Origin of the sequence: Acinetobacter sp. Marseille-Q1618 (genome assembly GCF_902809855.1) — a bacterium.
Taxonomy (GTDB): Bacteria; Pseudomonadota; Gammaproteobacteria; order Pseudomonadales; family Moraxellaceae; genus Acinetobacter.
The window spans coordinates 968,019-992,614 of the sequence record NZ_CADDWJ010000002.1; the positions used below are offsets into that span (position 1 = coordinate 968,019).

Annotated in this window: 20 protein-coding genes; 13 read left to right on the forward strand and 7 right to left on the reverse strand. The window is 37.1% G+C overall.

Annotated features, from left to right (window positions below):
• Nucleotides 1-3: 3 nt before the first annotated feature.
• On the reverse strand, nucleotides 4-2,157 hold the full coding sequence (fadB, locus tag HUS24_RS11745; RefSeq protein ID WP_173912179.1) for a fatty acid oxidation complex subunit alpha FadB: 2,154 nt from the start codon (nucleotides 2,155-2,157) through the stop codon (nucleotides 4-6).
• A gap of 439 nt (nucleotides 2,158-2,596) precedes the next feature.
• Between fadB and HUS24_RS11750 the strand changes: the two genes are divergently transcribed.
• The 5 genes from HUS24_RS11750 (at nucleotide 2,597) to HUS24_RS11770 (ending at nucleotide 7,179) form a co-directional block, all read left to right on the forward strand.
• Nucleotides 2,597-3,577, forward strand: coding sequence for a hypothetical protein (locus HUS24_RS11750; RefSeq protein ID WP_173912180.1), 981 nt, complete (start codon nucleotides 2,597-2,599; stop codon nucleotides 3,575-3,577).
• Nucleotides 3,578-3,794: 217 nt separating this feature from the next.
• Nucleotides 3,795-4,712: a lipid A hydroxylase LpxO gene (gene lpxO / locus HUS24_RS11755; protein ID WP_173912181.1), complete on the forward strand. Its 918-nt coding sequence runs from the start codon at nucleotides 3,795-3,797 to the stop codon at nucleotides 4,710-4,712.
• A 151-nt stretch (nucleotides 4,713-4,863) separates the two neighbouring features.
• Nucleotides 4,864-5,487, forward strand: a complete 624-nt coding sequence (locus tag HUS24_RS11760; protein WP_173912182.1) for a PH domain-containing protein — start codon at nucleotides 4,864-4,866, stop codon at nucleotides 5,485-5,487.
• 151 nt (nucleotides 5,488-5,638) lie between these two features.
• Nucleotides 5,639-6,070 carry a PH domain-containing protein gene (locus tag HUS24_RS11765; RefSeq protein WP_173912183.1) on the forward strand — a complete coding sequence of 144 codons (432 nt, stop codon included), beginning with the start codon at nucleotides 5,639-5,641 and terminating at the stop codon, nucleotides 6,068-6,070.
• A 212-nt stretch (nucleotides 6,071-6,282) separates the two neighbouring features.
• Nucleotides 6,283-7,179, forward strand: coding sequence for an NADP-dependent oxidoreductase (locus HUS24_RS11770; protein ID WP_173912184.1), 897 nt, complete (start codon nucleotides 6,283-6,285; stop codon nucleotides 7,177-7,179).
• 184 nt (nucleotides 7,180-7,363) lie between these two features.
• On the opposite strand, the gene HUS24_RS11775 is transcribed toward HUS24_RS11770, so the two are convergent.
• Nucleotides 7,364-8,104: an AAA family ATPase gene (locus HUS24_RS11775; protein ID WP_173912185.1), complete on the reverse strand. Its 741-nt coding sequence runs from the start codon at nucleotides 8,102-8,104 to the stop codon at nucleotides 7,364-7,366.
• Nucleotides 8,105-8,152: 48 nt separating this feature from the next.
• Nucleotides 8,153-9,199, reverse strand: coding sequence for an AAA family ATPase (locus HUS24_RS11780; RefSeq protein ID WP_173912186.1), 1,047 nt, complete (start codon nucleotides 9,197-9,199; stop codon nucleotides 8,153-8,155).
• A 184-nt stretch (nucleotides 9,200-9,383) separates the two neighbouring features.
• Between HUS24_RS11780 and uvrC the strand changes: the two genes are divergently transcribed.
• The 3 genes from uvrC (at nucleotide 9,384) to pgsA (ending at nucleotide 13,006) form a co-directional block, all read left to right on the forward strand.
• Nucleotides 9,384-11,183, forward strand: coding sequence for an excinuclease ABC subunit UvrC (gene uvrC, locus HUS24_RS11785; protein WP_173912187.1), 1,800 nt, complete (start codon nucleotides 9,384-9,386; stop codon nucleotides 11,181-11,183).
• A 333-nt stretch (nucleotides 11,184-11,516) separates the two neighbouring features.
• Nucleotides 11,517-12,311, forward strand: coding sequence for a thioesterase family protein (locus tag HUS24_RS11790; RefSeq protein WP_173912188.1), 795 nt, complete (start codon nucleotides 11,517-11,519; stop codon nucleotides 12,309-12,311).
• Nucleotides 12,312-12,418: 107 nt separating this feature from the next.
• Nucleotides 12,419-13,006 (forward strand): CDP-diacylglycerol--glycerol-3-phosphate 3-phosphatidyltransferase, encoded by a 588-nt coding sequence (pgsA, locus tag HUS24_RS11795; RefSeq protein ID WP_173912189.1) that lies wholly within the window; start codon nucleotides 12,419-12,421, stop codon nucleotides 13,004-13,006.
• A 101-nt stretch (nucleotides 13,007-13,107) separates the two neighbouring features.
• Here the strand turns inward: pgsA and HUS24_RS11800 are convergent, their stop codons facing one another.
• From HUS24_RS11800 to HUS24_RS11810, 3 genes are all read right to left on the reverse strand, one after another.
• A complete protein-coding gene (locus HUS24_RS11800; protein ID WP_173912190.1) occupies nucleotides 13,108-14,910 on the reverse strand; it encodes an ABC transporter ATP-binding protein in 1,803 nt (600 codons plus the stop codon).
• Nucleotides 14,911-15,153: 243 nt separating this feature from the next.
• Complete coding sequence (locus HUS24_RS11805) at nucleotides 15,154-15,861, reverse strand: NAD(P)H-dependent oxidoreductase (protein WP_173912191.1); 708 nt, start codon at nucleotides 15,859-15,861, stop codon at nucleotides 15,154-15,156.
• Between the two features lie 330 nt (nucleotides 15,862-16,191).
• Nucleotides 16,192-17,007, reverse strand: a complete 816-nt coding sequence (locus HUS24_RS11810; RefSeq protein ID WP_173912192.1) for an IclR family transcriptional regulator — start codon at nucleotides 17,005-17,007, stop codon at nucleotides 16,192-16,194.
• A gap of 501 nt (nucleotides 17,008-17,508) precedes the next feature.
• Between HUS24_RS11810 and HUS24_RS11815 the strand changes: the two genes are divergently transcribed.
• The 3 genes from HUS24_RS11815 (at nucleotide 17,509) to HUS24_RS11825 (ending at nucleotide 20,885) form a co-directional block, all read left to right on the forward strand.
• The gene (locus HUS24_RS11815) at nucleotides 17,509-19,593 is read left to right on the forward strand and encodes an FUSC family protein (protein WP_173912562.1); all 2,085 of its coding nucleotides are present in this window, start codon (nucleotides 17,509-17,511) and stop codon (nucleotides 19,591-19,593) included.
• A gap of 2 nt (nucleotides 19,594-19,595) precedes the next feature.
• Nucleotides 19,596-19,790 (forward strand): DUF1656 domain-containing protein, encoded by a 195-nt coding sequence (locus tag HUS24_RS11820; protein ID WP_173912193.1) that lies wholly within the window; start codon nucleotides 19,596-19,598, stop codon nucleotides 19,788-19,790.
• Between the two features lie 87 nt (nucleotides 19,791-19,877).
• Complete coding sequence (locus HUS24_RS11825; RefSeq protein WP_173912194.1) at nucleotides 19,878-20,885, forward strand: HlyD family secretion protein; 1,008 nt, start codon at nucleotides 19,878-19,880, stop codon at nucleotides 20,883-20,885.
• Between the two features lie 136 nt (nucleotides 20,886-21,021).
• On the opposite strand, the gene HUS24_RS11830 is transcribed toward HUS24_RS11825, so the two are convergent.
• Complete coding sequence (locus HUS24_RS11830; RefSeq protein WP_173912195.1) at nucleotides 21,022-22,296, reverse strand: OprD family outer membrane porin; 1,275 nt, start codon at nucleotides 22,294-22,296, stop codon at nucleotides 21,022-21,024.
• A 251-nt stretch (nucleotides 22,297-22,547) separates the two neighbouring features.
• Between HUS24_RS11830 and HUS24_RS11835 the strand changes: the two genes are divergently transcribed.
• Both HUS24_RS11835 and HUS24_RS11840 read left to right on the forward strand, forming a co-directional pair.
• Nucleotides 22,548-23,318: a TorF family putative porin gene (locus tag HUS24_RS11835; protein ID WP_173912196.1), complete on the forward strand. Its 771-nt coding sequence runs from the start codon at nucleotides 22,548-22,550 to the stop codon at nucleotides 23,316-23,318.
• A gap of 492 nt (nucleotides 23,319-23,810) precedes the next feature.
• Nucleotides 23,811-24,581, forward strand: a complete 771-nt coding sequence (locus tag HUS24_RS11840; protein WP_173912197.1) for a TorF family putative porin — start codon at nucleotides 23,811-23,813, stop codon at nucleotides 24,579-24,581.
• Nucleotides 24,582-24,596: the final 15 nt, after the last annotated feature.

Below are 24,596 nucleotides of genomic sequence, written 5' to 3' on the forward strand. Positions count from 1 at the left end.
TCCTTAACCGTAGAATTTTTTGTTGTTAGCAGCCATGTCGCGCAACATTTGTGGCGCTTCATAAGCTTTACCTAAGTGTGCATATTTGTCGCAAAGCGCAACGTATTCAGCAACACCTGTTTGGTCGATATAACGGCATGGACCACCACGGAATGGAGGGAAACCTACACCCATGATCATCGCCATATCTGCTTCAGAAGCCGTTGCTACGATGTTGTCTTCTAGGCAACGTACTGTTTCGTTACAGAATGCAAGCATCATGCGGTCAACGATTTCTTGTGGATCAAACTCATGCTTTTCAGTTGTTGCCATTGTTGCAACAAGTTCATATGCCGTTGGATCAACAGTTTTGGCTTTTTTGCCTTTACGATCTAACTCATATTTGTAGAAACCAACGTCATTTTTTTGACCAAGACGTTTGTTTTCATACATGATTTCGATCGCACCTTTGAAGTCTGGCTTCATACGGTCAGGGAAACCTTCTGCCATTACTTCTGCACCATGCACACCTGTATCGATACCGACAACATCGATCAAGTAAGCAGGACCCATTGGCCAGCCGAATTTTTCCATCACTTTGTCGACTTGTTGGAAGTCAGCACCATCTTTCAGAAGAAGGTCAAATGCACCAAAGTAAGGGAACAATACACGGTTAACAAGGAAACCTGGGCAGTCATTCACCACGATCGGTGTTTTACCCATTTTTTGCGCTAAAACAACAGTCGTTGCAATGGCTTCTTCAGAAGTTTTCTCACCACGGATCACTTCCACCAAAGGCATCATGTGAACAGGGTTAAAGAAGTGCATACCTACGAAGTTTTCAGGACGAGCCAATGCATTTGCAAGACGTGTAATTGAAATCGTCGACGTATTTGATGCAATGATCGTGTTTTCACGTACTTTTGCTTCTGTGTCTTTTAATACAGCTTCTTTAATTTTTGGATTTTCAGTCACTGCTTCAATCACGATGTCCACTTCTTTAAACTCATCGTAGCTTAAAGTTGGACGGATACGTGCAAGGGTTTCACCCATTTTTGCAGGTGTCATCTTTTTACGTTCAACTTGTTTAGTCAACAATTTGTTCGCTTCAGACATACCCAATGCAAGTTGTGGGTTACCGATGTCTTTCATGATGATCGGTGTGCCTTTGCTTGCCGCTTGGTAAGCAATACCACCACCCATGATGCCCGCACCAAGAACAGCCGCTTGGTTTACAGGATGTGCACCTTTTTCATGTTTTTTCGATGCTTTTTTCACAACTTGGTCATTGATGAATAAACCAATCAATGCGCCTGCTTGTGGCGTTACTGCAGCTTTAGCAAATGCTTCAGCTTCAACTTTTAACGCTTCATCACGTTTTTGGCTAACACCCGCTTGAAGTGAATCAAGAAGAAGTTTTGGTGCAGGGTATTGTGCAGGATTTGCTTTTGCCAGTACCACACCTTTAGATGAATTAAACGCCATCATTTGTTCAAGCATGTCGAGTTTAACAGGCTCTAATTTTTCTTGACGTTTTGCTTTCCAGTCTAAACGGCCAGAGATAGCTTGTTTTACAAGATCAATCGCAGCTTCTTGTAATTTATCAGCAGCAACAACAGCATCTACAGCACCATCTTTTAATGCAGCATCAGGACGTTTGTTGGCAGATGTTGCAATCCACTCAACTGCATTGTCGATACCGATCACACGGCTTAAACGAACAGTACCACCGAAACCAGGAATGATCCCGAGTTTAACTTCAGGTAAGCCTACGGTTGCAGCTTCTGACATCACACGATAGTCACAAACTAAACACATTTCAAAACCACCGCCTAATGCGATGCCATTGATTGCAGCAACTTTAGGAATTTCTAAATCTTCAAAAGCATTGAAAATGTCGTGTACAGGCATCGCCCAATCGACAATGGCTTGTTCGCCTTGTGCAAAGTTTTCACCAAATTCAGTGATGTCTGCACCCACGATAAATGTAGATTTGCCACTTGTTACGATTAAGCCTTTTATTTCGCTGTTATTTTTTACAGCTTCGATAGCAGCTTTAAAGTCTTCAAGCGTTGCACGGTTGAATTTGTTAACCGACTCACCTTGTAAGTCAAAGCGGAATTCTGCAATTCCGTCCGAAAGCATTTGGACGGTAATGGCATTGCCAGCGTGGATCATGCCCTGATCTCCTTTTTTTGGAGGACTTCTAAGTTGATGTTTTGAAGTGCGTGTGTGTTTTTTCTACACACATTTCGACTTCTCTAATCTTACGATAACTATATCCAAAAATAACCTAACAAGTTGTATCAAGCCGTGACGCAAGGGTCATGAATTTTTTTATACTTTTTAATTGTAGTTGAAATTATGGTTAAGTTGTGGAATAGCTTTCTAGTTTTAATAGCTTATTTTTATTGCAAATTTATGGGTTTTAAAAATGAATTTAAGGTTTTTTCTACATGCAATACTGGATATTTATTTATCTTGTGCCAGTCATTTAGGTCAATATCAGATACAAAAATAATGTCTTTTTATTAAGAAAATCTAAAAATTAAATTGTACTTTTTTTGTGACATATATATTATTTTATGCTCAATAACGAGAATTATGTTGAATGAAAATGCCAGTAAAAAAATTATTGCTTTCTATGGTCGCTACCTCATTAATTTTAACAGGCTGCGGGGGCGGCGGTGGAAGTGACTCAGATGATCATTATTCATCAGAATCAAAAGATTCTCTTGCAAATGGTACACGCTACTATTATGTAAATTATTCTACTTCTCACATAACGGATAAATTCAAGGTCTCGTATGTTGAAGTTCAAAATAAACAGTTTAAAGACTTACTCAGTAATAAAGCATTAAATCATTACATATTGACTGAAACGAAGCTCTATACGCCGAATGATATTGCACAAAGAACGATTGACTTAGATGGTTTAACACATTGGACACTAAATTTGATTGGTAATGTTAAATCAGATTGGCGGTTAGAAAAGGTTAATTTATCTGGTCGCAATATGTTTGATACGGTATTACCTGGTTATCGTCAGCTCGGTTTTGATCAAGAAAATACTTATGCTAATGCTCGAGTTTTCTTAAATGCCTATGGAAAAGAAAAATTTCCAAATGGTAGTAGTTGTTATCGAATTGTGTCACAAAAAAATCTTGTAGATTCGTTAAGTTTTGATGTCGGTGCTGATTATGAAATTAATCAGTCTTTCGAAGATTTTGATGATGACAATATGATGTATGTTGACGGTTTAAATGCCGAAAATAATGGTCTAAGTTATCGCTACGCAAGTGGAATCTGGCAGTCAATTCCTTGGTCAACAATTTATGATCTTGATTTTGGAATTAACCCGAATGAAGGTACTGCAGTTGAATTTCAAAATAAACTGTATCAAGCTGAATTTACACCAAATATTGAAAAGAAATCAGCCCAAGAGTATAAGATTTTAGGTGAATTGCTTACTACAAATATGGATAAACAGAAAAAACGTGAGATTCAATTACGTATGGCAAGTATCCAATCAGGTTGCTACATCTATAATGAAACTGCAGCAAAATCTTTGGTTAGCTTAAAAGCCTTAGATTGGTAATATTTTAATCATTAAATTATGATGAAATTTTGAAATAAAATCCTCATTTCTAAGCCTAGAAATGAGGATTTTTAAATTTATTCTCTCTGGGTGAGAAAATAACTAAGTTTTAATTTTTTAGTTTTGCTAAAATTTGTATACTTTGGGTTTAATATTTTGAACTCTTGTCTTCGTTTATGATGAAAGACACCCCCTGAATATTTGAAAAGAGTACGTTATGATTAAATGGATCATATTGGCGATTTTTGTGATTTCAGCGCTGTATATTCAAAATCGCGGAAAAGTGCGTCATTCGTTTTATCGTCAATTTTTTGACCATTCTACGCTCCTCGCACCAATTAACTTCTTAATGTATATGTTTTCGAAAGTACCGAACCAACCCTATATCGAAACACAATATTTTAAAGACTTAAAAGTACTTGATGATAACTGGGAAATGATTCGAGATGAAGCTCAAGCTTTGTATGCGCAAGGTGGAATTAAAGCTTCAAGTAGCTATGACGATCTAGGTTTTAACTCATTTTTTAAAACAGGTTGGAAGCGTTTTTATCTGAAATGGTATGACTCGGCACATCCATCAGCAGCAGAACTCTGCCCTAAAACCACTGCACTATTAAAAACCTTACCGTCAATCAAAGCGGCTATGTTTACTGAACTGGCACCAGACAGTCGTTTAGTACGTCATCGTGATCCATATGCAGGCTCATTACGTTACCATTTAGGTTTAATGACCCCGAACGATGATCGTTGTTTTATTGATGTGGATGGTCAAAAGTACTCGTGGCGAGATGGTGAAAGTGTGGTATTTGATGAAACTTATATTCACTATGCCGAAAATAAAACCGATCAAAATCGTATCATTTTCTTTGCAGATGTTGAGCGTCCATTAACTGCGCGTTGGATGGAAGCTTTTAATCATTGGTTTGGTAAAAAAGTTATGACTGCGGCAAGTTCGCCCAATGAGGCTGGTGATCAAACAGGTGGTTTAAATAAAGTTTTTGGTTATGTTTATCAAATTCGGATTAAAGCCAAAGCATTGAAAAAAGCCAATCGTCAACTGTACTACTTTTTAAAATGGTTTTTGATGTTGGGTTTATTCTTCCTCATTTTTATTCGCCCTTATGTATTTGACTAAATTGATCTTTATCATTGAAACGCCTTTCGGGGCGTTTTTTTATGAATTTTTATCACTTTAAAACCCACATAAATGAATAACAATTATCCACTTGAGTGCGCCTAAAAAACTGCTAAATTTTTAAGACAAAGCAATAAGATGGAATCTGTACATGTTTAAAAATTTAGCCTCTGAAGTCATGGGAACAAGTGATATTGGGGTCATTGTTGAACCACATGAGTTTAATAAAACCGATATTGATGATTATATTTTTCATGAAGATAACGAAAAGATTTTCTTTGTGATCAAAAGTAAAACGGATGAATATTGTTTTACCAATGTTGCGTTTATGCATCTAGATGGTAAAAGTGCCATGAGTAAAAAACGGATGTTGTATCGTTATTTATATAAGCATCATCCAATCAAAAATGTACTGCTTGAAACAGCGGGTACAGTCGATTTGGATGCAGAAATCAAATTTCAATTGGGTGAGCAAACTTTCTCGATTGATATTGATAAAAAACAAATTGAAAAAATACGTGATTTGTACAAGGCTTTATTTACCATCGGTGAAACCTGTCGAGAGATCAATCGTAAGCGTAATATTTTGCTGCAAAGCAATGAAAATGTGCAGAAAATGTTTAATCTACGTGAACTGAGTGAACAGGTGATTTTAAATTTACCTGAAATTATCAATCAGACTTCACATCAAGTTGAAGACTATGCCAATCAACGTATTAAAGAAATTGAAAATTACGATTTCTCTGAAATTTTTGAGCGTTATTTAAAAAATTAAGTATTCAATAGAACCTAATGAAGATGCCCGAAAGGGCATTTTTTATATTTTAAATGGTAGATACGGACTTAAATAAACCCATGAAAATATTAAGGGATTTGGGTAGAATAGAGGTATTGAATATTTGATGATGCCAATAGAGCAAAACAACATGCAGACATTTCGAAGTAAAATTGATTGGTGGGTTTTAGGTTTTATTATTGCCATGACGGGGTTGTTACTACAGCTTTTGGTGACCATGTATGCTAAGGGGACGATGCAGGAATATACCGAACATACCGCAGTGTATATCCTAACCATTGCTGTACTGTGGTGGCCTATATTAAATACACGTTATGTCGTGCAAGAAGATACTTTAATCATCCATTGTCTGTTGTTTAAATGGGTGATTCCTGTCGTAAGTATTGAAAAAATAACTAAAACTAATCATTCGATTTCCTCTCCTGCGTTGTCTTTAAATCGTTTAAAAATTGAATATTTAAAAGAGGGTAAATCCAAATATATTTTAGTTTCTCCTCGAAACCAGCAAGGCTTTTGCCAAGCATTACAGCAGAAAAATTCCAAGATAGAAGCGACTGTATAAAAGATTTTCTAAATCAACATTTTGTAATAATACAGCTTATTTAAGCGCTAAATTTAGCTTTATAAGCTCCGAATATTTTAAGAGCTGTTTTAAAAAATACTGGATTGGTATCCAAAATAGAAAAGTGTGATCTAGCAATGAGTCTGTTCAAGCCTTGATAAAGCATCTAAATTTTTCATATTGAATCAAAATGATTATTTAGGATTTTAAAAATGAAAAGTACGATATTAGTTGCACATGAATATGGCTCATCAGATGTGCTTGAGTTTCAGCAAGTTGAATTACCTGAACTTGCAACAGGAATGGCACGTATTCAAGTGAAAGCTGCGGGTATTAATCCTATTGATGCACGTCGTATGACAGGCGAGTTTAAACATTCGGCATTGCCACAAACTTTCGGTACTGAGTTTAGCGGTGTGATTATTGAAGTTGAAGAGAACTCTCAATGGTCTATCGGTGATGAGGTATTAGGCTCAGGCGGTGCTTTTACTCATGCCACAGTGATTGATGTGCCGATTGCTAACTTGATTAAAAAACCTAACAATATTTCATGGGCAGTAGCAGGATCATTTGCAGGTGTTGCTCAAACTGCAATGACGATTTTAAATGAAATGGGTGAAGCCAAATCATTATTAATTCATGGTGGTGCTGGTGGTGTTGGTTCTGTCACAGTGCAGTTAGCCAAAGAAAAAGGAATGGATGTTTATGCCACTGCATCAGAAAAAAATCAGGACTATCTCAGAAAATTAGGTGCAACTCCTGTTGTTTATGGCGATGGGCTGATAGAGCGTTTAAAAGCTGTACATCCAAATCTATTTGATGCATCTATTGATATGGTGGGAAGTGAGGAAGCAACCCAAGCAAGTTTGGCGACAGTAAAGGCAGGCGGATTTATGGGAACAATTGCAGGACGTAAATTATCCTCAGCATTGATTCAACCGATCTGGGTTAAGCGTAATCCTGAAAACTTAGCTTATGTGGTTAAAGGTGTTGCTGATCAACGACTAAGTTGGAAAGTAAGTCGTGAGTATCCATTTGAACAAGCAGCACAAGCATATACAGATATTTTACAAGGACATACACAAGGTAAAAGCGTGTTGATATTTTAATCGCTTGCTTGTATTAAACTCGCCATTATTTTAATTCAACAATAGCTTAGCTAAAACTTTAAAGCTCAACACATCTTTGTTGTTGGGCTTTATTACATGTGGAATTATTAAATTAAAATAATTAAGCTTTTGATTGTTAATAATTATTTATCTATAAAAAATAATTAACTTATGCTTTTTATTTTTATATTTCGTGTGAACTGTTTAGGATATTTTTTAAAAAATCGCCTTTTGAATCAATCAACTCTTTGAGTAAATAATATTGATTGGTGTCTGCAAAAGTGGTTTCATATTTCGAGTTTGACGTGATTTGCAGTAATGTTGCTTCTGGTATTGCCATAATGATTGGGGAATGCGTTGCTATAATAAATTGGCTACCTTGCTGGCTAAGTTGTAAAACGCGTTCTGCAAAGTTTATTTGATTCGCAATAGAAAGAGACGCTTCTGGCTCATCTAAAAAATACAAACTTTGATCTTTAAAACGATGAGAATAAAGCGCAATCATTGATTCACCATGCGAAACTGTATGTAAATCACGCCCACCATAATAGGTGTTTATTTTACTTCCTCCAAAGGGTTCATTATCTAAACGACGCATTTCACTTAAAAATGTATAAAAAGTTTCTGAACGATAGAAAAAAATATCTTTAATTTTTTTACCATTTTTAGCGATACGTAAATGCTGGGTATAGTCTAAATGAGTATTCTCTGTACTAAAGTTAAAATTGACCGATCCTCCTTCTGCTGGACAGCCAAATTTAACAGCAAGTGCTTCGAGGATGGTTGATTTACCGACACCATTTTCACCAATAATAATCGTAATATTTTTCTTAAAGTGTAGTGGGTAGAGGTGTAAAAAAGGAAAATCATTTGGAATAGACTGAAGCAATTCAACTTTCATCAATAATGGAGAGTTTTGTAGCATAGGATTGTCTGTAAAATATACAAAAAGCGATTTTAAATTATCAGCTACTTAGTCTTTCAACAGTAATTTTTCTGTATCGGCGTCTATGCGAAGAAGCATTTTTTCAGGATGCTTTAAAAAATAAAGCGCTAAAATCGGTTCAAGCTCAATACGCATTTTTCGAGCTAAATGCCGTGCGCCAAAACGAATATCATGATCTTGATAAAAATAGGCTTTTGCTGAGTCTGTCAAAATGACACTGCGTTTTTGATGTTGCAAGCGTTGATTCAATTTTGCGAGTTCAATCTCAACGAGCTGAGGTAAAGCATCCGCCTGCACGGCTTGGTAATGTAAAATGCGATCAATCCGATTTAGAAACTCAGGATCAAATTTACGATACATAACCTTTTCAATCACCGTTTGGGTCGGTATTCGTTTTAAGCAAATATCTTGTAATTTCTTCGGTAAAAACTGCAATTTTTCTAAATAGTGTTGTGCTGCGTGTGCTCCAACATTGCTGGTCATAAAGATCATACAATTACGAAAATCAATGCTTTTTGTCCCTGCAGTTAAAGTCAGTTTTCCTGTATCTAAAATGTTCATCAAGCCACGAATCACTTCAGTGGATGCTTTTTCAAGTTCATCGAATAACATAATACCGGGGCGGGTATGTGAACCCGCAATGGCAGTTTCATCAAATAAACTATGACCTTCTTTGGAGCCGACATAACCCGGAGGTGCGCCTGTGATTGCTGCTGCATAATGCTCTTGTGCTAAAGTGTTCATGTCGATTCGGCAAAAAGCATCAGGGCGACCATAGATTGCTTCGGCAATTAAGCGCACCGTTTCGGTTTTTCCTACGCCTGTAGGTCCAAGTAGCAGCGTCACTGAAAGTGGTTTGTCTGGTGCAGAAAAGTCTGCTTTGACCACGTGTAACATTTTTTCTATTTCATTCAGTACTGCATCTTGTCCAATAATTTTTTGACGTAACTGTTGCATGACCTTCTGTGGTTCAAAATGAAAACGCGGTTGTCCCATCAAATGATTTTTTTCAGACTGAGTTTGGTTTGAGGGGGGTGATTTGACGAAATGAATAGCAGCATTTTCAATGGTCATTCAGCGTTGAACCTAGGAGCAATCGACATGCTCAGCATAGCAAAATTATTTTTTGATACTAATAGCTTGTAACAATCAGATCATTGCTAAATAGTTTGACTCTACAGCGTTTATCAATAAAGCGCTTGAAATTGGATTGAAAAACATCACATCATGAGATGGAATTGAAAAGAATAGGTCGACAGTGAACGAAAACGCACGAGAAAATATCGAAAAGATTTTAGCCAATATGACTACTTTGCCGGGCGTTTATAAAATGCTGGGCAAAGAGGGCGAGTTGTTATATGTTGGCAAAGCCAAAAACCTCAAAAATCGTGTGTCCAGTTATTTTGTCAAAACGATTGAGCATCCCAAAACACAGGCTTTGGTTGCTCGAATTTATGATATTGAAACTTTGGTGGTGCGTTCTGAAACCGAAGCATTATTACTTGAACAAAATCTAATTAAACTGCATCGCCCACCTTACAATATTATGCTTCGAGACGATAAGTCTTACGTTTATATTTTCGTTTCGGCGGATCAGCCTTATCCACGCATCGCATCAGGACGTGGCAAAGGCAAACATCAAACCGGTAAATTTTTTGGACCTTATCCGAGTGCTTATAATGCTCGAGATACCTTACTGGTTTTACAAAAATTATTTAATGTACGCCAGTGTGAAAATAGCTATTTTTCGCAGCGTAAACGCCCATGTTTACAGTACCAAATCAAACGTTGTACTGCACCTTGTGTCGGATTCATCAGCCCTGAAGAGTATCAGGAAGATGTAAAAAATTCGATTCGTTTTTTAAATGGTGATACCAAAGAGCTGAACCAAGAATTAATTCAGAAAATGGAGCAAGCTGCTGAAAAACTAGAGTTTGAAAAAGCAGTATTTTATCGTGACCGTATGGCTTTATTGCGAGATGTACAGGCACAACAAGCGATTTATAAAGTCAAAGGCGAAGCAGATATTTTGGCGATAGCCTATCAAGCTGGAGTAACTTGCGTCCAGATCATGCATGTGCGTAACGGAAAAATGTTGGGTGGGAAAAGTTATTTTCCAGATATGCTGGGCGATGATCTTGGGCAAATGTTGTCTGATTTTATGGCGAATTTTTATTTCCAAGTCGCCGATGAAGTGCCTAATGAATTGATTATTAATGTTGATTTGCCCAACAGAAAAGAAATGGAAGCGGCATTTCAGCAACAATTTGAGAAGAAAATTCAAATCAAACCCAATGTCCGAGAAACACGTGCAGAATGGTTAGAACTTGCTGAAATGAATGTTCAGCATGCCATTAAAGGTAAATTAGCCAATCACTTAGAGCTGAATGAACGCTTTCATCAACTTGAAAAAGTCTGTGCCCGTCCAATTGACAGCATTGAGTGTTTTGACATTTCCCATACCATGGGTGAGGCGACGATTGCGTCTTGTGTGGTCTTTGATGCAGGGGGTGCAAGGAAGCGGGATTATCGTCAGTTTGCAATCAATGACATTACCGCAGGTGATGATTATGCGGCAATGCGTCAAGCCTTAACCCGACGTTATAAGAAAGCCATGTTGCCTGACTTGCTTTTAATTGATGGTGGTAAAGGACAGTTACACATGGCAATGGAAGTCATGCAAGATCTTGGTTTAGATGCTTTTATGCTTGGAGTTTCCAAAGGTGAAGGACGTAAACCCGGTCTAGAAACATTACATTTTACTGATGGTACAAAGATTCAATTACCTGAGGACAACAAAGCCTTGCATTTGATTCAACAAGTCCGTGATGAAGCGCATCGTTTTGCTATCACACGTCATCGGGCAAAACGCGACAAACGTCGTGGTGGGTCAGTGTTGGAAGCGATTCCCGGATTGGGGCCAAAGCGTCGTCGAGATTTGTTGACCCATTTTGGTGGGATTCAGGGGGTGTTAAAAGCCTCTGAAAATGATCTGAAACTTGTTCCGGGCTTAGGTGATGTCATGGCGAGAACGATTTATAAGGTTTTACATGAGTAAAGCTGTCATAATTATCGATCATTAGATGCATTTAAGAAGCTAATAGTAGTAAATTCTCCGCCATATCGACTTACATAATCGTAATGCTGGTGAGAGAGTTTTATTTAAAGCAATTTTTCATTAAGTTAATTTCCCAAATTGCGATAAGGTTTTATTGTGTAAAATTTACTGTGTTGATTCATCCTATTAGTTAGCACCATGTTTAGCTTTAAATTTAGACCGATTGTAAAAATGATTTGCCATAAAGTGCATTGACTCAGCAGTCATTGATCATTCACAAGTAAAGTTTAAATAGGCAAGATGTCTAGCAATAAAAATGCAATGAGAATGGTCATGCAGTTAAAGGATTTATTTACTCAGATCGAACAGCAAGAATGGATTGAATTGCCAACAGGATGGTTACAAGGGCGTACTATTTTTGGTGGTTTGGTTGCAGGCATGCTGATTCATAAAGCCACAGTCACGATCAATGATCCATTGAAAAAACTATTGAGTTGTAGCATCACTTTTGTTGGGCCTGTGGAACAAGCGCCTGTAAAATTAAGCGCTGAAATTTTACGACAAGGTAAATCTGTCACCAGCATTGAAGTTCGACTTTGGCAAAATGATGCGGTACAAAGTATTTTAATTGCCAGTTTCGGCAGTCAGCGAGAGTCACAAATTCATGTGGCTTTAGAGCCACAAATACCTGATTTTCCGGCATTAGATCAGATTAATATTGTACCGAAATACTTACCCTTTCCTGAATGTGTGCAAAATTTTCAATTGGCTTGGACACATGGTAATTATCCGATTACTGCCAGTAAACAACCTGATTTTGCGGGCTGGTGTCGTTTTGATCCTGAACGACATTCACAACGCAGCATGACCCTTGCCGATATTGTCAATTTAATGGATGTATGGCCACCGGGAGTATTGCCTATGTTTAAACAACCTGCACCAGCAAGTAGTTTAACTTGGCACCTAACGTTTATTGAACCGTTGCAACATCAATTGCATGATTGGTTTAAATATCAAGTGATCACAGATCATGCAGAGCATGGTTATGCGACTGAACACAGTTACTTATGGGATCAAGAAAATCGCCTGATTGCGATTGCAAGACAAACTGTTACTGTCTTTGTCTAGTCGACAGTTTCATGTGAATCGTTTAAAGTATGAGTACAAATAGAGCTTCACTCTACATGATCGTTTGCCTTGTTCATAGGTAAATAGGGGACTTACTGGCGGTGTCTATGACTACAGGTCGTATCCTGAATATTCCAAATATCTTGACGCTGGCACGTATTGCGTTAATTCCAGTTTTTTTGTTGATTGCATATTGGCCACCTGCGATTGGGGTCGGTGGGCACGAGGGTAGCATGACACGTCATGTTATTCTTACCGCAATTTTTGTGATTGCAGCAGTCACAGATTGGTTTGATGGCTATCTGGCAAGAACTTTAAATCAAACTTCTGCATTTGGACGTTTTTTAGATCCAGTGGCAGATAAGTTGATGGTTGCCGCAGCTTTAATCGTTTTGGTGCAATGGAAACCGAGTATTGCGATGGCATTTGCTGCGATTGTGATTATTTCGCGTGAAATAACCGTATCTGCCCTGCGTGAGTGGATGGCAGAATTAGGTGCACGTACCAATGTTGCTGTTTCAACGGTGGGTAAATATAAAACGGCCTTTCAAATGATTGCGATTACGGTGTTTTTATTGAATTGGCAACCACTTGAATTGGTTGCTTATGCATTATTGTATACCGCAGTCATTCTAACTTTGTGGTCGATGTTTATTTACTTAAAAGCAGCTTGGCCGTATTTAAAACAACCTTGATATACAAAGATTCAAAAAAGCCCTTATTCCTAGAAATAAGGGCTTTTTAATTATGTGGTAGTGCGTGGTTTTATTTGAAAATATCAGTTAATTGCAGTACATCAACTATGCGTTTCCTCTTCAGCATCATCTTCAAAAGTTTTGGCAATTTTTTCGATATTTAAACTCTTTGCCATCGCATCAAAAATTTCTTTATAAGCACCATCTTGATGATACAAATCATCATGCTCGCCATGTTCTGCAATATGTCCTTCTTTCATGACATAAGTATAATCAGCATCAATAATCTGCGACAAACTATGTGAAATAATAATCACTGTACGTCCTTGTTTGATCTCATCCAAACTTTGCTTAATTTGCTCAGCCGCAATTGCATCTAAACTTGCAGTCGGTTCATCAAGGAAAATAATCGGTGGGTTTTTCAAAAACATACGAGCCAATGCAATCCGTTGCTGTTGTCCACCTGATAACATCAGGGCATCTGCATCATAAGCATGTGGAAGCTTTAAAATCTGATCATGAATCGAGGCTTTTTTGGCTGCTTGCATCACATCTTCAAGTGTTGCATCGATTTTACCATAACGGATATTGTCAAAAATAGAGCCTTGGAAAATATGATTTTTTTGTAGTACCAAACCGATATGATCACGTAAGTATTGGGTATCAATATCTTCTAAATCAATACCATCAAGACGAATACAACCCGATTCAGGTACATAAAACTTATCCAGTAAACTGATTAGCGTTGACTTGCCCGCACCCGATAAACCAACCAAGGCGGTGATTTTATTGGGTTGAATATTCATATTAATATTATGCAAAGCTTGATGTCTGTTTGGATAACTGAAATTGACATTTTCCAAAGAAAACTTGCCTTGAATTTGTGGTTTCAATGAACCACTGGATTCAATTTCATGATCAGCTTCCAAGATTTTGAAGAAGCTTTCGGAATAAATCATCGCATCGTTCACCTCATCATAAATACGATGTAACGAACGAATCGGCGCAGATACATTATTAAATAACAGCACATGGTACATGATCATGCCGATACTCATTTGCCCATCCAAAACAAAATAAGCGGTCAGAATAATGATCAGTACAATACCAATTTGCTCAATAAAAGTTTTTAAACCGTCAAATATAAAACTGGTCTGACGGGTATGCATTTGGTTTTCAGTCAGTTCTTTTTGTAGTTTAAGCTGTTTTTCTGCCTCGATCGACTCACGGTTAAACGACTTAATCACGGTAATCGAGTTGATAATACCTAAAATTCCCTGACTTTTCTTTTCTCGACCATCACGTAAGTTTCTACGCCAGCCACCAAGTTTTTGGGCTTGTTTATAGGTCAGCCAAAAGTAAATCGGCACAATCGCTGTTGCGACCAAGCCGACCCAAAAGTTGGCATAGTACATTAGCCCCAATGCCACAATCGCACTGGTAAATAACGGTAAAATATCAATAAAAAAGATTTGCACCAAACGTGTTAGTGAACCTATACCGCGGTCAATACGGGTCTGTAATTTACCTGCTTGGTTATTATCATCGTTAAAAAAAGCCAAACGATAAGTCAGGAATTTTTCAATAATGCCTTGTGCCAAATCTTGCGACACTAAAATTCGCAGCTTTTCACCATAAAATTTTTGTCCAAACTGCACAATTGCACTAATAATTTCTTTGCCCAATAAAATCACTGTGATGGTGATAAGGATATGCCAGCCTGCATTAAGCCCTTGTCCTGCTTCAACTAATTTATTGATGCTATCAACTGCATATTGCAAAGTTAGGGCATTCACCTGAGCGGTGAGTGAGCCAATCAGCGTCAAAATTAGAGTAGCAACGACTAACCAACGATAAGGTCTGACAAAAGGACGTAATTTTTCAAATAATTGCCAAAGGTTCATAGACACTTGTTTTTATTGGGATGTGTTTTAGTCTAATTGTGAACGTATTTTGTCACAAGCATCTACAATGTTTTGAATTGTGAATGAAATCATTCAACCCTAAATTTTCTTGATAATTTCCGATTAATATTTTGAGCAAATCCAAGACATTTTTGAAAGTGTTATCAATCCTAAGCCCTAGCAACATCCATGTTGCTTCAATGGCATTGATTTTTTTTAAAATTAAATAGTTAGAAAAAGAAGTTAAGCTCTGGTTAATGGATAAAGCTTATCATCAAACTGCTCTAAAGTTGGAAATTCAATCGGCTGTAGATTTTCAAGATTTTGTAAATGCTGACGATAATCTCGCAACATTTGCTCACGGGCTTCCTCAGAAATATATGGCACATGATAGGCAATAAAAGCGGGCAATACTTCATAACCGACATAAGCCAAAGTCCCCCGTTGGATTGGAATCAAAATATTGTCCATGGCACCATGAATCGCAGTTTCTCCAAACATATGATCACGTCCACCTAATGTGAAGCATAGCATCGCTTTTTTGCCAGCCATGCCGCCATGATTATAAAAACGTTTACCGCCATAAAAAATGCCTGACACAAATACACGATCAATCCAACCTTTCAACAGGGCAGGCATCGACATCCAATACATAGGGAAATTTAAAATCAACAGATCTGCTTTTTGAACTTTTTCAATTTCAGTTTGAATGTCATTTACCAAAACATGATGTTTACTGGCATGACGCTGTTCTAAAGCATAATTTAAATAATCAGGATTACCACGTTCAATAAAATCCGCAGCAGATGCCACAGGGTTGAAATTCATGGCGTATAAATCAGAAACTTCAACGTCATGTCCAAGTTTTTGTAATTCTTCAATGGCAGTCGTTTTTAGCGAATTGGTAAAAGAAAGCGGCTCAGGATGAGCATGGACAATCAAAATATTCATGAGCTGTATTTTCCGAAAATTTTATAGACAGTGTTGTTATTGCTTGTTGGAATTATTTACCAAATTATCTAAATCGCCAATTACCCAAAATTTATTTTCAAAGTCTACAAGGTAAATTACGACATTCTCAAGGCATATAGTTTTTAGTACAGACATAAAAAATGCCAGTTAATTACACATCAACTGGCATTCCTCTGAGTGCGAATTATTTCCGTAAAAATAATTTCGCTAACTTTATAAACTGCTGGAGAACAGAATCATAGTATGAGAATTAGATTGATTTTACAATCTTATAAATTGTAAAATTTCTTTCGATTATCAACTCACACCTTAAATGTTGACTTGAAAATGTTTCGGTGTGGGGTTTAATTCAGACAATTGATCATTTTCAGACAAGGCTTGATAGCGTTTCTCGATTTGTTCAGCCGAGTCTTGTAAAGTTTCAATTAACTTTTGCAAATTTAAAAAATCAAAGCGATTTTTAGAGGCTAAAACAGTTAAAGCCAAAGGCGCTTCTTTGCTTGAAAACTTAATTGGAATCGACAAACCAGACACATTTGGATCAAGTTCACCTTGAGAAAAATAGTAACCTTGTTTTTTGATTTTCTTCATTTTTTGAATGAAAATATCTTCGCTCTCGGCAAAGCCGACTTCAGCGAGTTGTGCCTGAAAACGTGCATAGTAATTTTGAATATGATGCTTTGATAAATGCGCCATAATCGCTTTTGGCGATGAACCCATATAGACAGGACGTGGACAACCACGACCATAGGTTAATAAGGTTTCATCACGGTACACTTCATGATGCACATCAATACAATAATGATCATTGAGTTGGGTCAGTAGGCAGCATAGTTCGGTACGTTCAGAAATTTCCTGCATAAAGGGTTTGCTGATTTGGACTAAAGGATCAGTAGTTCTGGAAATATAATCCATCACTGCAATTTTAGGACCTAAGGTGTAGTCCCCTGATGTGCCACTCAAGCGCTGTAAAATATCTGCTGAAACCAGTTCTTTTAAATATCTATAACTTGTTGGTTTTGATAGGTTTAATTCTTGACAAATGACATCAACATTAATCACTGGGCGTGACACCGAGAATAAATCCAATACGGTGAGAATTTTACCAAAACTTGAAAGCGCCATTGATTACCTACTTAGTACCTATAGACCAAAAAAGAAAATTTATCATGTTACTTTATAACAAAAAAAAATGAAAAAAAATTGAATTTCATCATAAAACGATCTGATTTAGAAAATCATCACAAATTTAGCCAAAAGTATGCATTGTTATTTACCGCACTCAACTGCTTTTTTTGAAAATATAAGAAAAATGCAGTTTATGCATAAAGGCAAGGTATTTGGATAAATTTACTAATAATTAATCATTATATTATCACTATAAGATATTTTTATTGACTAAATATATTTTTTTTGAAAAAATAACTTTAAAAATATCTCATCATGAATTTTGTGTTTAATTAAATATTGATCATGGTGTAGCGCATATTTTTCCCTCCTCGTAATTCAACCTTATCGTTTTGCTTATTTAGGCTCATGATCTCGGCTTTATAGAGCGGTGCTTGAGTGGCCGATACAAAACGTAGGGAGGTGTATTCACTGGCATTTAGTAAATAAAGGATGACGATGTTATTTATTCGACAGTTATTGGCTTTTAGACCCAATAAATTAGATTGGATTTTTGCAACTAAAACCTTTATTGCAGCAATGCTGGCTCTATATATCGCATTCTCATTGAACTTAAGTTATCCGATGTGGGCGATGGGTACGGTCTTTGTGATTGCTAACCCTTATTCAGGTATGACTGCCTCAAAAAGTATTTATCGGATTTTGGGTACTTTAGGTGGGGCATGTTTTGCTGTCGCTGTTACGCCTTATCTGATTAATACACCGTGGTTATTTAGTTTTGTTTTGGCGAGCTGGGTGGCGCTGTGTTTGTATATATCTTTGTTAGATCGTACACCACGTAGTTATATTACGATGTTGGCAGGCTACACCGCTGTTATTATTTGTTTTAATGCAGTTTTTTATATTGAAACTGTTTCAATCTTTGACATGGCGCTTGGGCGTTTCTTAGAAATTTCTCTAGGCGTCGTGTGTAGTGCTGTAGTCACTACAACGATTTTCCCCATGAATATTGGCCCTGTGGTGGAAATGCGGGTCAGCAAAAGTCTAAAAGACATCAAAAGCGTTTTTGATGCAATTTTGTCAGATCCGAAGCATCAGGATAACTATACTCAGTTATTGGCAAGTATTACCCGTGATACAACCGATATTCACACCATGGCGATTCACTTAAGTTATGAAAAATCAAAACTTAAGGGGATGACCAAGCCTTTGCAAGAGTTACTACATCAAATGACCATGTTGCTTGCAAACTTGGTGGCGATGTCTGAACGGATTAAGCAACTCGATGAAATTGATTTGGGATATCGCCAATATTTACAGCGTTTTCATCAACAGGTGGATGCTTTCTTAGATGCTCACCATACGATTCAGCAAGATCAATTAAAACATCTGCCAGCAGATTTTGATCAAGCATTTGATGAAATTGTGAAACATGCCAAAGCAGAGCAACGTATTGTTTTGGGGAGTTTGAAAATGGACATTCGTCACTGTATCCAAAATGTGCAAACGGTGCGTTTAATTTGGCAATACATTCAAAATGGACAAACAACCTTACCTGAGTCTGTAGTCAGCCTGACGACCACTTATCCGAGTTTACATCGTGATTATGGCGTGGCAATTCGTGGTGGTATTTCTGCTTTTCTTACTATTCTCATTGCTTGTGCTTTTTGGATTTTAAGCGGTTGGAAATATGGCTTCATGATGGCGGAGATGGCAGCAATCAGTGCCTGTATTTTGACATTTTTAGATAATCCTGTGCCTGCCTTGAAAATGTTTATTCAAGCGACAACGGTGGCAGCGGTATTTGTTTTTATCTATGCCTTCGGCATATTTCCACAGGTCGGTTCATTTTTTGAATTGGTATTGGTTTTTGCACCATTTTTAATGTTCTGTTTGTTGTTGTTTTTACATCCGCCTTTAAATGGTTTTGGTTTGCCTTTGATTATGGGCACAGTGATGGGATCGAATGTTCAAAACCATTATTTTATGGATCCCAACTTGGTATTGGACTTTTCCCTCGGAACCATTATTGGTCCAATTATTTCGATTTGTGTGGTGCATATGGTACGTGCTATGTCGCCTGATATGACCGTGCAACGGATTTTGGCATTGCACTATAAAGCTATACGAGAAACCATTTGGATGGATTATGGAATTGGCTTTCGGATTCATCTACGGAGTATGTTGGATCGTATCGGGGTATTAAATACCAAGCAGGTGCAATCTGAACACCTAAGTGCAGAAATTAATGCTGCTTTGATTGAATCAAGCGCTGTGATAGACCTGACACGCCTACAAGAGTTGGTTAAAAAACTCTCTACAGAGTCGCCTGTAGTTGCTTCAATTTTTCAACTACAAAAATATTTAAATCAATGGTTTGGTTTAAAAGAAAAAGGTCAAAATGATCAGCAACTATTGACCTCTATCGTGCGACAGTTAGATCAAATCCTTCATCAAGCTCAAAGTTTAGGTGATGAAGACATACGACATCGTATTGAAATTTCTATTAATAATATTCGAAATAGTATTTGTCATATCCCAATGATAACTACTGAAAATTCAGCAATTTTAGTTGGAGCGTAAAAATGGGAGAACTGAATGTTTATGGTGTTTATGTTCCTATTTTTCTTATCCAAGCGGTGTTGGCGTATGGCGTATGGCGAGTGGTGTGTTTGGGTACAGACCGTTTGATTGAACAGGACTGGATTGCATTACCGAGTATTTTTAATCTCGGTGTGTATTTGATTTTATTGTGGCTCATTCATTGGTTGTTTATTTAAGTTATTGAATAAACAAAGGAGAGATTGAGTTCTGCTCAAAATTGTTGGCGAAACAGTGTGTTAAAATTTGATGATTGGATAACTGAAATGAAAACGTTTGATCTGCGTAAAATAATACGACCTATTTCTTTGGCGATAGTGGTTATTGTCGCTATTTTATGTGCAAGACATATTTGGAATTATTACAATGCCGAGCCTTGGACACGTGATGGGCGTATACGTGGAGATGTGATTCAGGTGTCTTCTGATATTGCAGGTTTGGTTACTGAAGTTTTAGTACAAGACAATCAGACGGTAAAAAAAGGACAGCCTTTATTTAAAATCGATCTTGCACGTCAAACTTTAGATGTCGAGCAAGCCAAATCAGACTTAGCCAAAGCCAAATCAGGCTTAGCAGAGGCAGAAGCAGGACTTGCGCAAGCACAAGCCAATTTAGTGAAATCACAAGCCAATATTCAGCTTGCGGATAAAAATGCGCGCCGTTATTCTGATTTAATGGATGGGGCGATTTCGAAACAAGAACAAGATCAAATGTTTGCAGTACGTGATCAATCTCATGCAGAGCATCAGCAACTTCAAGCGGCGATTCAACAAGCACAAGCCAATATTAAACAACAAAAGGCATTGATTGAAGCATCCACCAGTAATTTACATTTGGCTGAGTTGAATATGCATCGTGCTGAAGTGGTCGCACCAGCCGATGGTACATTATCCAACTTTGATATGCGTGCAGGCAATTATGTCAAAGTTGGGCAAGCGGTTGCTGCATTGCTTGATCGTAAGCAATTGTACGTTGTGGGATATTTTGAAGAAACTAAGTTAAATAAGATTCATTTGGGTGATCCTGCTTCCGTACAGTTAATGGGTGATTCAGTAAAGTATAAAGGTCATGTGCAAGGGATTGCGTCAGGGATTGAAGATCGTGAACGCACAACATCATCAGGTTTATTGGCCAATGTAAATCCAACTTTTAGTTGGGTGCGTTTAGCGCAACGTGTGCCTGTTAAAATTGTATTGGATGACGTACCGCATGATTCTTTGGCTTTCGTGGCAGGGCGTACTGTGACGGTGCATATTTTAAAAGCTCAGTCATAAAGTATTGATGTTATCCAAAGAAAACTATTTGAATTAACAAATGGTTTTTATTGAAAAATACATGGTGACATCAAATTATGCAGTGATAAAAAAACCCACATCGAAATGTGGGTTCAGTATTTTAGAGAGCTAAAAATTAAAATAATTTAACAGGGATATCTAAGAATAAACGCCATTCATTGGTGTCACCAATGTAAGTGTCTTGGTAAGCATCGCTTGCACGGTAGTAAGAGTGACGTACACGTAAGCTAGCATCTTTAGCAAAACCATTTTGAACGGTATATTTTATTTGGTTAAAGAATTCACGTTCTTGTGCATCATCTACACCATTGGTTTTAATATCCCAACCATAAACAAATGCAGTTGTCCAATTTAAACCAGATACGCCATAACCACCGAAGTCTAAGTTATATTGCAATTGTGCTGATTTTTCATGGTTGCCAATGAAGTCAGACAAATATGAATTCGGTAAATAAATACTTTGGAAACCATCAGCATTCATGTTGTAGTCATAACCCGTGTTACCTGTATTTTGTTGGTAAGCCAACATTACAGTATGTGGTCCTTGGTTATACGTACTTGATAATGCCCAAATATTATTGCTACGACCATCAACGTTTTCATTGCCAAGCGTTGAAGAATAAGTATTTGCCTCTTTATCCCACTCAGTATGATAACCACTAAAGTCAAATGTTAAAGAGCTTTTGTCTGCAAGAGGAAGTTTGTAGTTGGCATTGACATAATGACGTTCTAAAGCATCTTTAGAATCTATACCAAAATAAGCTGCACTGAGTTGATCATCAAACTTGTATTTTGCACCCCAAACGATCGCACTATCTAATTCATTGCCATCGCTGTTGATTTGGTCAGACATTTGATTTTTAGTGAATTTACCAGCGGTTAATTCTAAGCCTTTGATCTCACGACTTGTAACTAAGGTACCTTCGAAATACTCAGGTACCATACGACCAGTGTTACTTGCAAGTACAGGTAGGTCAAGTACTTGTGTACCATAAACAGCAGTGGTATTTGAGAAACGTGCTTTTACATTTCCACCACCACGACCCCAATGGTCATATGCAGAACCATCATTATGTAAAGGGATCATTTGGTTGCCAGCATTGTTGTTTGAACCTAGTTTGATTGAGCCATCGCCCAATACACCTACGCCAAAACCAACAACACCTTGGGTGAAGCCAGAGTTTAATTCTACAATTGCAGATTGTGCATAAGAGCTTTGATCGTCTATGCCATTTTTCTTATCACGATGAATAAAACCAGTACGGAATAAAACTGATCCTTCAGCATCTTCGATAAATCCTTTCGCTTCGCTTTGCTCGCTTGCATAAGCAGAAGAAAGAAGAGCAGCCTGAATGAGCACTGCTAATGTAAGTTTTTGTGGGGTTAGCATTCGGCTTGCCTCTTACTGTATTTGTTTCAAAATATTTAAACTGTATGAATTGTATATTTTATTTACAAAAAAACTAGTATTTGTAACAATTTTTTTGTTATTTTTTAGAGAGTGATTCTTATTCTGGTTTTTTTCTTAAGACTAAGCCCTGTATAGCTTTTAATCAAAATATTATTCAATAATTTACCAAAAGTTGTAAAAAAAGCAGTAGAATTTTGCTCTCTTTCTCCCTGTGTACATGTTCAACAAAAATGACAATATTTTCATTAAAAAACATGATGGCTTTGCCATTACTCTGCTTTGTTTCTACTTCAATCTATGCTGAAAATACCGCACTTGTAACTTCAAATGGTGTTTTATCTGGCGATTTTGGTGCAGTATCGAAATATATTTATCGGGGCGGGGTCGAAAATGATGATGTCGCATTACAGGCAGGTCTAGAATATGCCCATAAAAGTGGAGTCAGTGTCGGATATTGGGGCTCAACGCTTGATTATGATGCAACAGATGAAAATCGTTCACATGGCTTTGAACACGATCTTTATATCTCCTATGGGGATGAAATCAACACAGACTTAAGCTATAACTTACAAGCTACAGCATATATTTATCAAAATGGTGGTACGGTTTATGCGGATGAGCATAAACGTAAAACTACTGCTTTTGATGTGTTGGGTGAACTTGCCTATAAAGAAGTTACTTTGGCTGCCTCTGTGCTACTTGCAGATGCTTCTTTTGGTAATGCTGGTGATGTGTACTTAAGTGCCGCTTATAACCATCCATTGCCTAAAAACTTTATTTTAAATGCTTCGGTGGGCGGTTCTGTTTACAACAGTAGTCGTGATGATGACATCATTCAAACAACAGAAGACTTTGCTTTTAATGAAGCACGTATTGGGCTGAGTAAAAGCCTTGCTGATTCTGGTGTCGTTGCATCATTGGACTATGTGTTAGGTGGTGAAGATCGTTTAGGTGAAGACTTTGATAATCATGTGGTTTTTGGTTTAAATTATCATTTCTAAGCAGATTTATTATTTGAAGTTTAAATTTTAAAATAGTTGGATTAAGTGTATTTCTCAACGGAAATGCACTTTTTTTATGCGCTATAGAACTGAAAAATTAAATTATGCTTAAAAATGTGACAGTTTTTTTACTTTTAGGGGGAATTTTAAATCAATATTTAAAAACTAAGCTTTAAAATTTATAAGTAATTGTAATTTAAATATAAAAATTAAATATTTCCTCCTAATCACTTACACATTTTTATAAATACTCCATGAATTGTTTATGCTGAATATGAATATTACAAATGAATCTTCAAAATATAAGATTACTCAGTGATGGCCTCAATTTTATATTTTTAATTGTTTTAAATTTTTGAAAACAATCATTTTATTTAAATTTATAAAAATAAATAACGCCTTTTGAATCAGGTTGGCATAGCAATTGCTAAATATCAAATGAGTTAACAAATCTAAGCAAAATAAACATCGAGTGATGGGGGAGTACTAGACATGCAATTTACCACTAAATTTTTAGCATTCGGGATTTTGGCACTAAGCACAAGCATGGCTATGGCAGAAGATACGACATTGTCAAAATTAGGTTTAAGCTTTTCAGGTAATGCTGCAGTAACCAGCGATTATCGCTTTCGTGGGATGACGCAAACTTTGTCAGACCCTGCTGTACAAGCGAGTTTTACTTTGGCACATGAAACAGGTTTGTATTTTAGTGCGTTTGGTTCAAATGTAAATTTTGGTGCATCTGAGCCACATTTAGAGCTTGACCCATCGGTAGGTATTTTAATTCCTTTAAATATTTCAGATAACTTTAAACCGACTTTGGATATTGGGGCGGTGGTCTACAACTATCCAAGTGCAACAGAGGATTTTAACTGGACTGAAGGTTATATTAAATTGACCATTGCGGATGTCGGAGTGAAAGGCAGTAGTTTACTGACCAATGTCAACTATACTGACGACTGGGCAGATGTAGGTGGTAAAAGCTGGAATGTAAATGTGGGATACTCTGCACCGATTGCAGATACAGGTTTTGGCGCTTTGGCAAATGTAGGCTATACCACCATGGATAAAGCTGTTTTAGCAGATGGCAAAGATGATTATGTCGACTGGAAGGTGGGTGTGAATTATGCCTTTAAATCTGTACAAGGTTTGAGTGCTGAATTGGCTGCTGTAGGTACAAATATTGATACAGATGGTTTAGACCATGAAACAGAACGTGGTTTAGAAACAGGTGCAGTGTTTACTTTAACCAAAGCATTCTAATAACAAAAAATAAAA

What these genes read in the sequence shown, in the direction of transcription:
- HUS24_RS11815 (WP_173912562.1), top strand. Translation starts at nt 17,509, where the DNA reads ATGTTATTTATTCGACAGTTATTGGCTTTTAGACCCAATAAATTAGAT.
- lpxO (WP_173912181.1), top strand. Translation starts at nt 3,795, where the DNA reads ATGATTAAATGGATCATATTGGCGATTTTTGTGATTTCAGCGCTGTAT.
- HUS24_RS11770 (WP_173912184.1), top strand. Translation starts at nt 6,283, where the DNA reads ATGAAAAGTACGATATTAGTTGCACATGAATATGGCTCATCAGATGTG.
- HUS24_RS11825 (WP_173912194.1), top strand. Translation starts at nt 19,878, where the DNA reads ATGAAAACGTTTGATCTGCGTAAAATAATACGACCTATTTCTTTGGCG.
- fadB (WP_173912179.1), bottom strand. Translation starts at nt 2,157, where the DNA reads ATGATCCACGCTGGCAATGCCATTACCGTCCAAATGCTTTCGGACGGA.
- HUS24_RS11820 (WP_173912193.1), top strand. Translation starts at nt 19,596, where the DNA reads ATGGGAGAACTGAATGTTTATGGTGTTTATGTTCCTATTTTTCTTATC.
- HUS24_RS11800 (WP_173912190.1), bottom strand. Translation starts at nt 14,910, where the DNA reads ATGAACCTTTGGCAATTATTTGAAAAATTACGTCCTTTTGTCAGACCT.
- HUS24_RS11810 (WP_173912192.1), bottom strand. Translation starts at nt 17,007, where the DNA reads ATGGCGCTTTCAAGTTTTGGTAAAATTCTCACCGTATTGGATTTATTC.
- HUS24_RS11760 (WP_173912182.1), top strand. Translation starts at nt 4,864, where the DNA reads ATGTTTAAAAATTTAGCCTCTGAAGTCATGGGAACAAGTGATATTGGG.
- HUS24_RS11835 (WP_173912196.1), top strand. Translation starts at nt 22,548, where the DNA reads ATGACAATATTTTCATTAAAAAACATGATGGCTTTGCCATTACTCTGC.
- HUS24_RS11780 (WP_173912186.1), bottom strand. Translation starts at nt 9,199, where the DNA reads ATGACCATTGAAAATGCTGCTATTCATTTCGTCAAATCACCCCCCTCA.
- HUS24_RS11830 (WP_173912195.1), bottom strand. Translation starts at nt 22,296, where the DNA reads ATGCTAACCCCACAAAAACTTACATTAGCAGTGCTCATTCAGGCTGCT.
- HUS24_RS11790 (WP_173912188.1), top strand. Translation starts at nt 11,517, where the DNA reads ATGCAGTTAAAGGATTTATTTACTCAGATCGAACAGCAAGAATGGATT.
- pgsA (WP_173912189.1), top strand. Translation starts at nt 12,419, where the DNA reads ATGACTACAGGTCGTATCCTGAATATTCCAAATATCTTGACGCTGGCA.
- HUS24_RS11765 (WP_173912183.1), top strand. Translation starts at nt 5,639, where the DNA reads ATGCAGACATTTCGAAGTAAAATTGATTGGTGGGTTTTAGGTTTTATT.
- HUS24_RS11775 (WP_173912185.1), bottom strand. Translation starts at nt 8,104, where the DNA reads ATGCTACAAAACTCTCCATTATTGATGAAAGTTGAATTGCTTCAGTCT.
- HUS24_RS11840 (WP_173912197.1), top strand. Translation starts at nt 23,811, where the DNA reads ATGCAATTTACCACTAAATTTTTAGCATTCGGGATTTTGGCACTAAGC.
- HUS24_RS11805 (WP_173912191.1), bottom strand. Translation starts at nt 15,861, where the DNA reads ATGAATATTTTGATTGTCCATGCTCATCCTGAGCCGCTTTCTTTTACC.
- HUS24_RS11750 (WP_173912180.1), top strand. Translation starts at nt 2,597, where the DNA reads ATGCCAGTAAAAAAATTATTGCTTTCTATGGTCGCTACCTCATTAATT.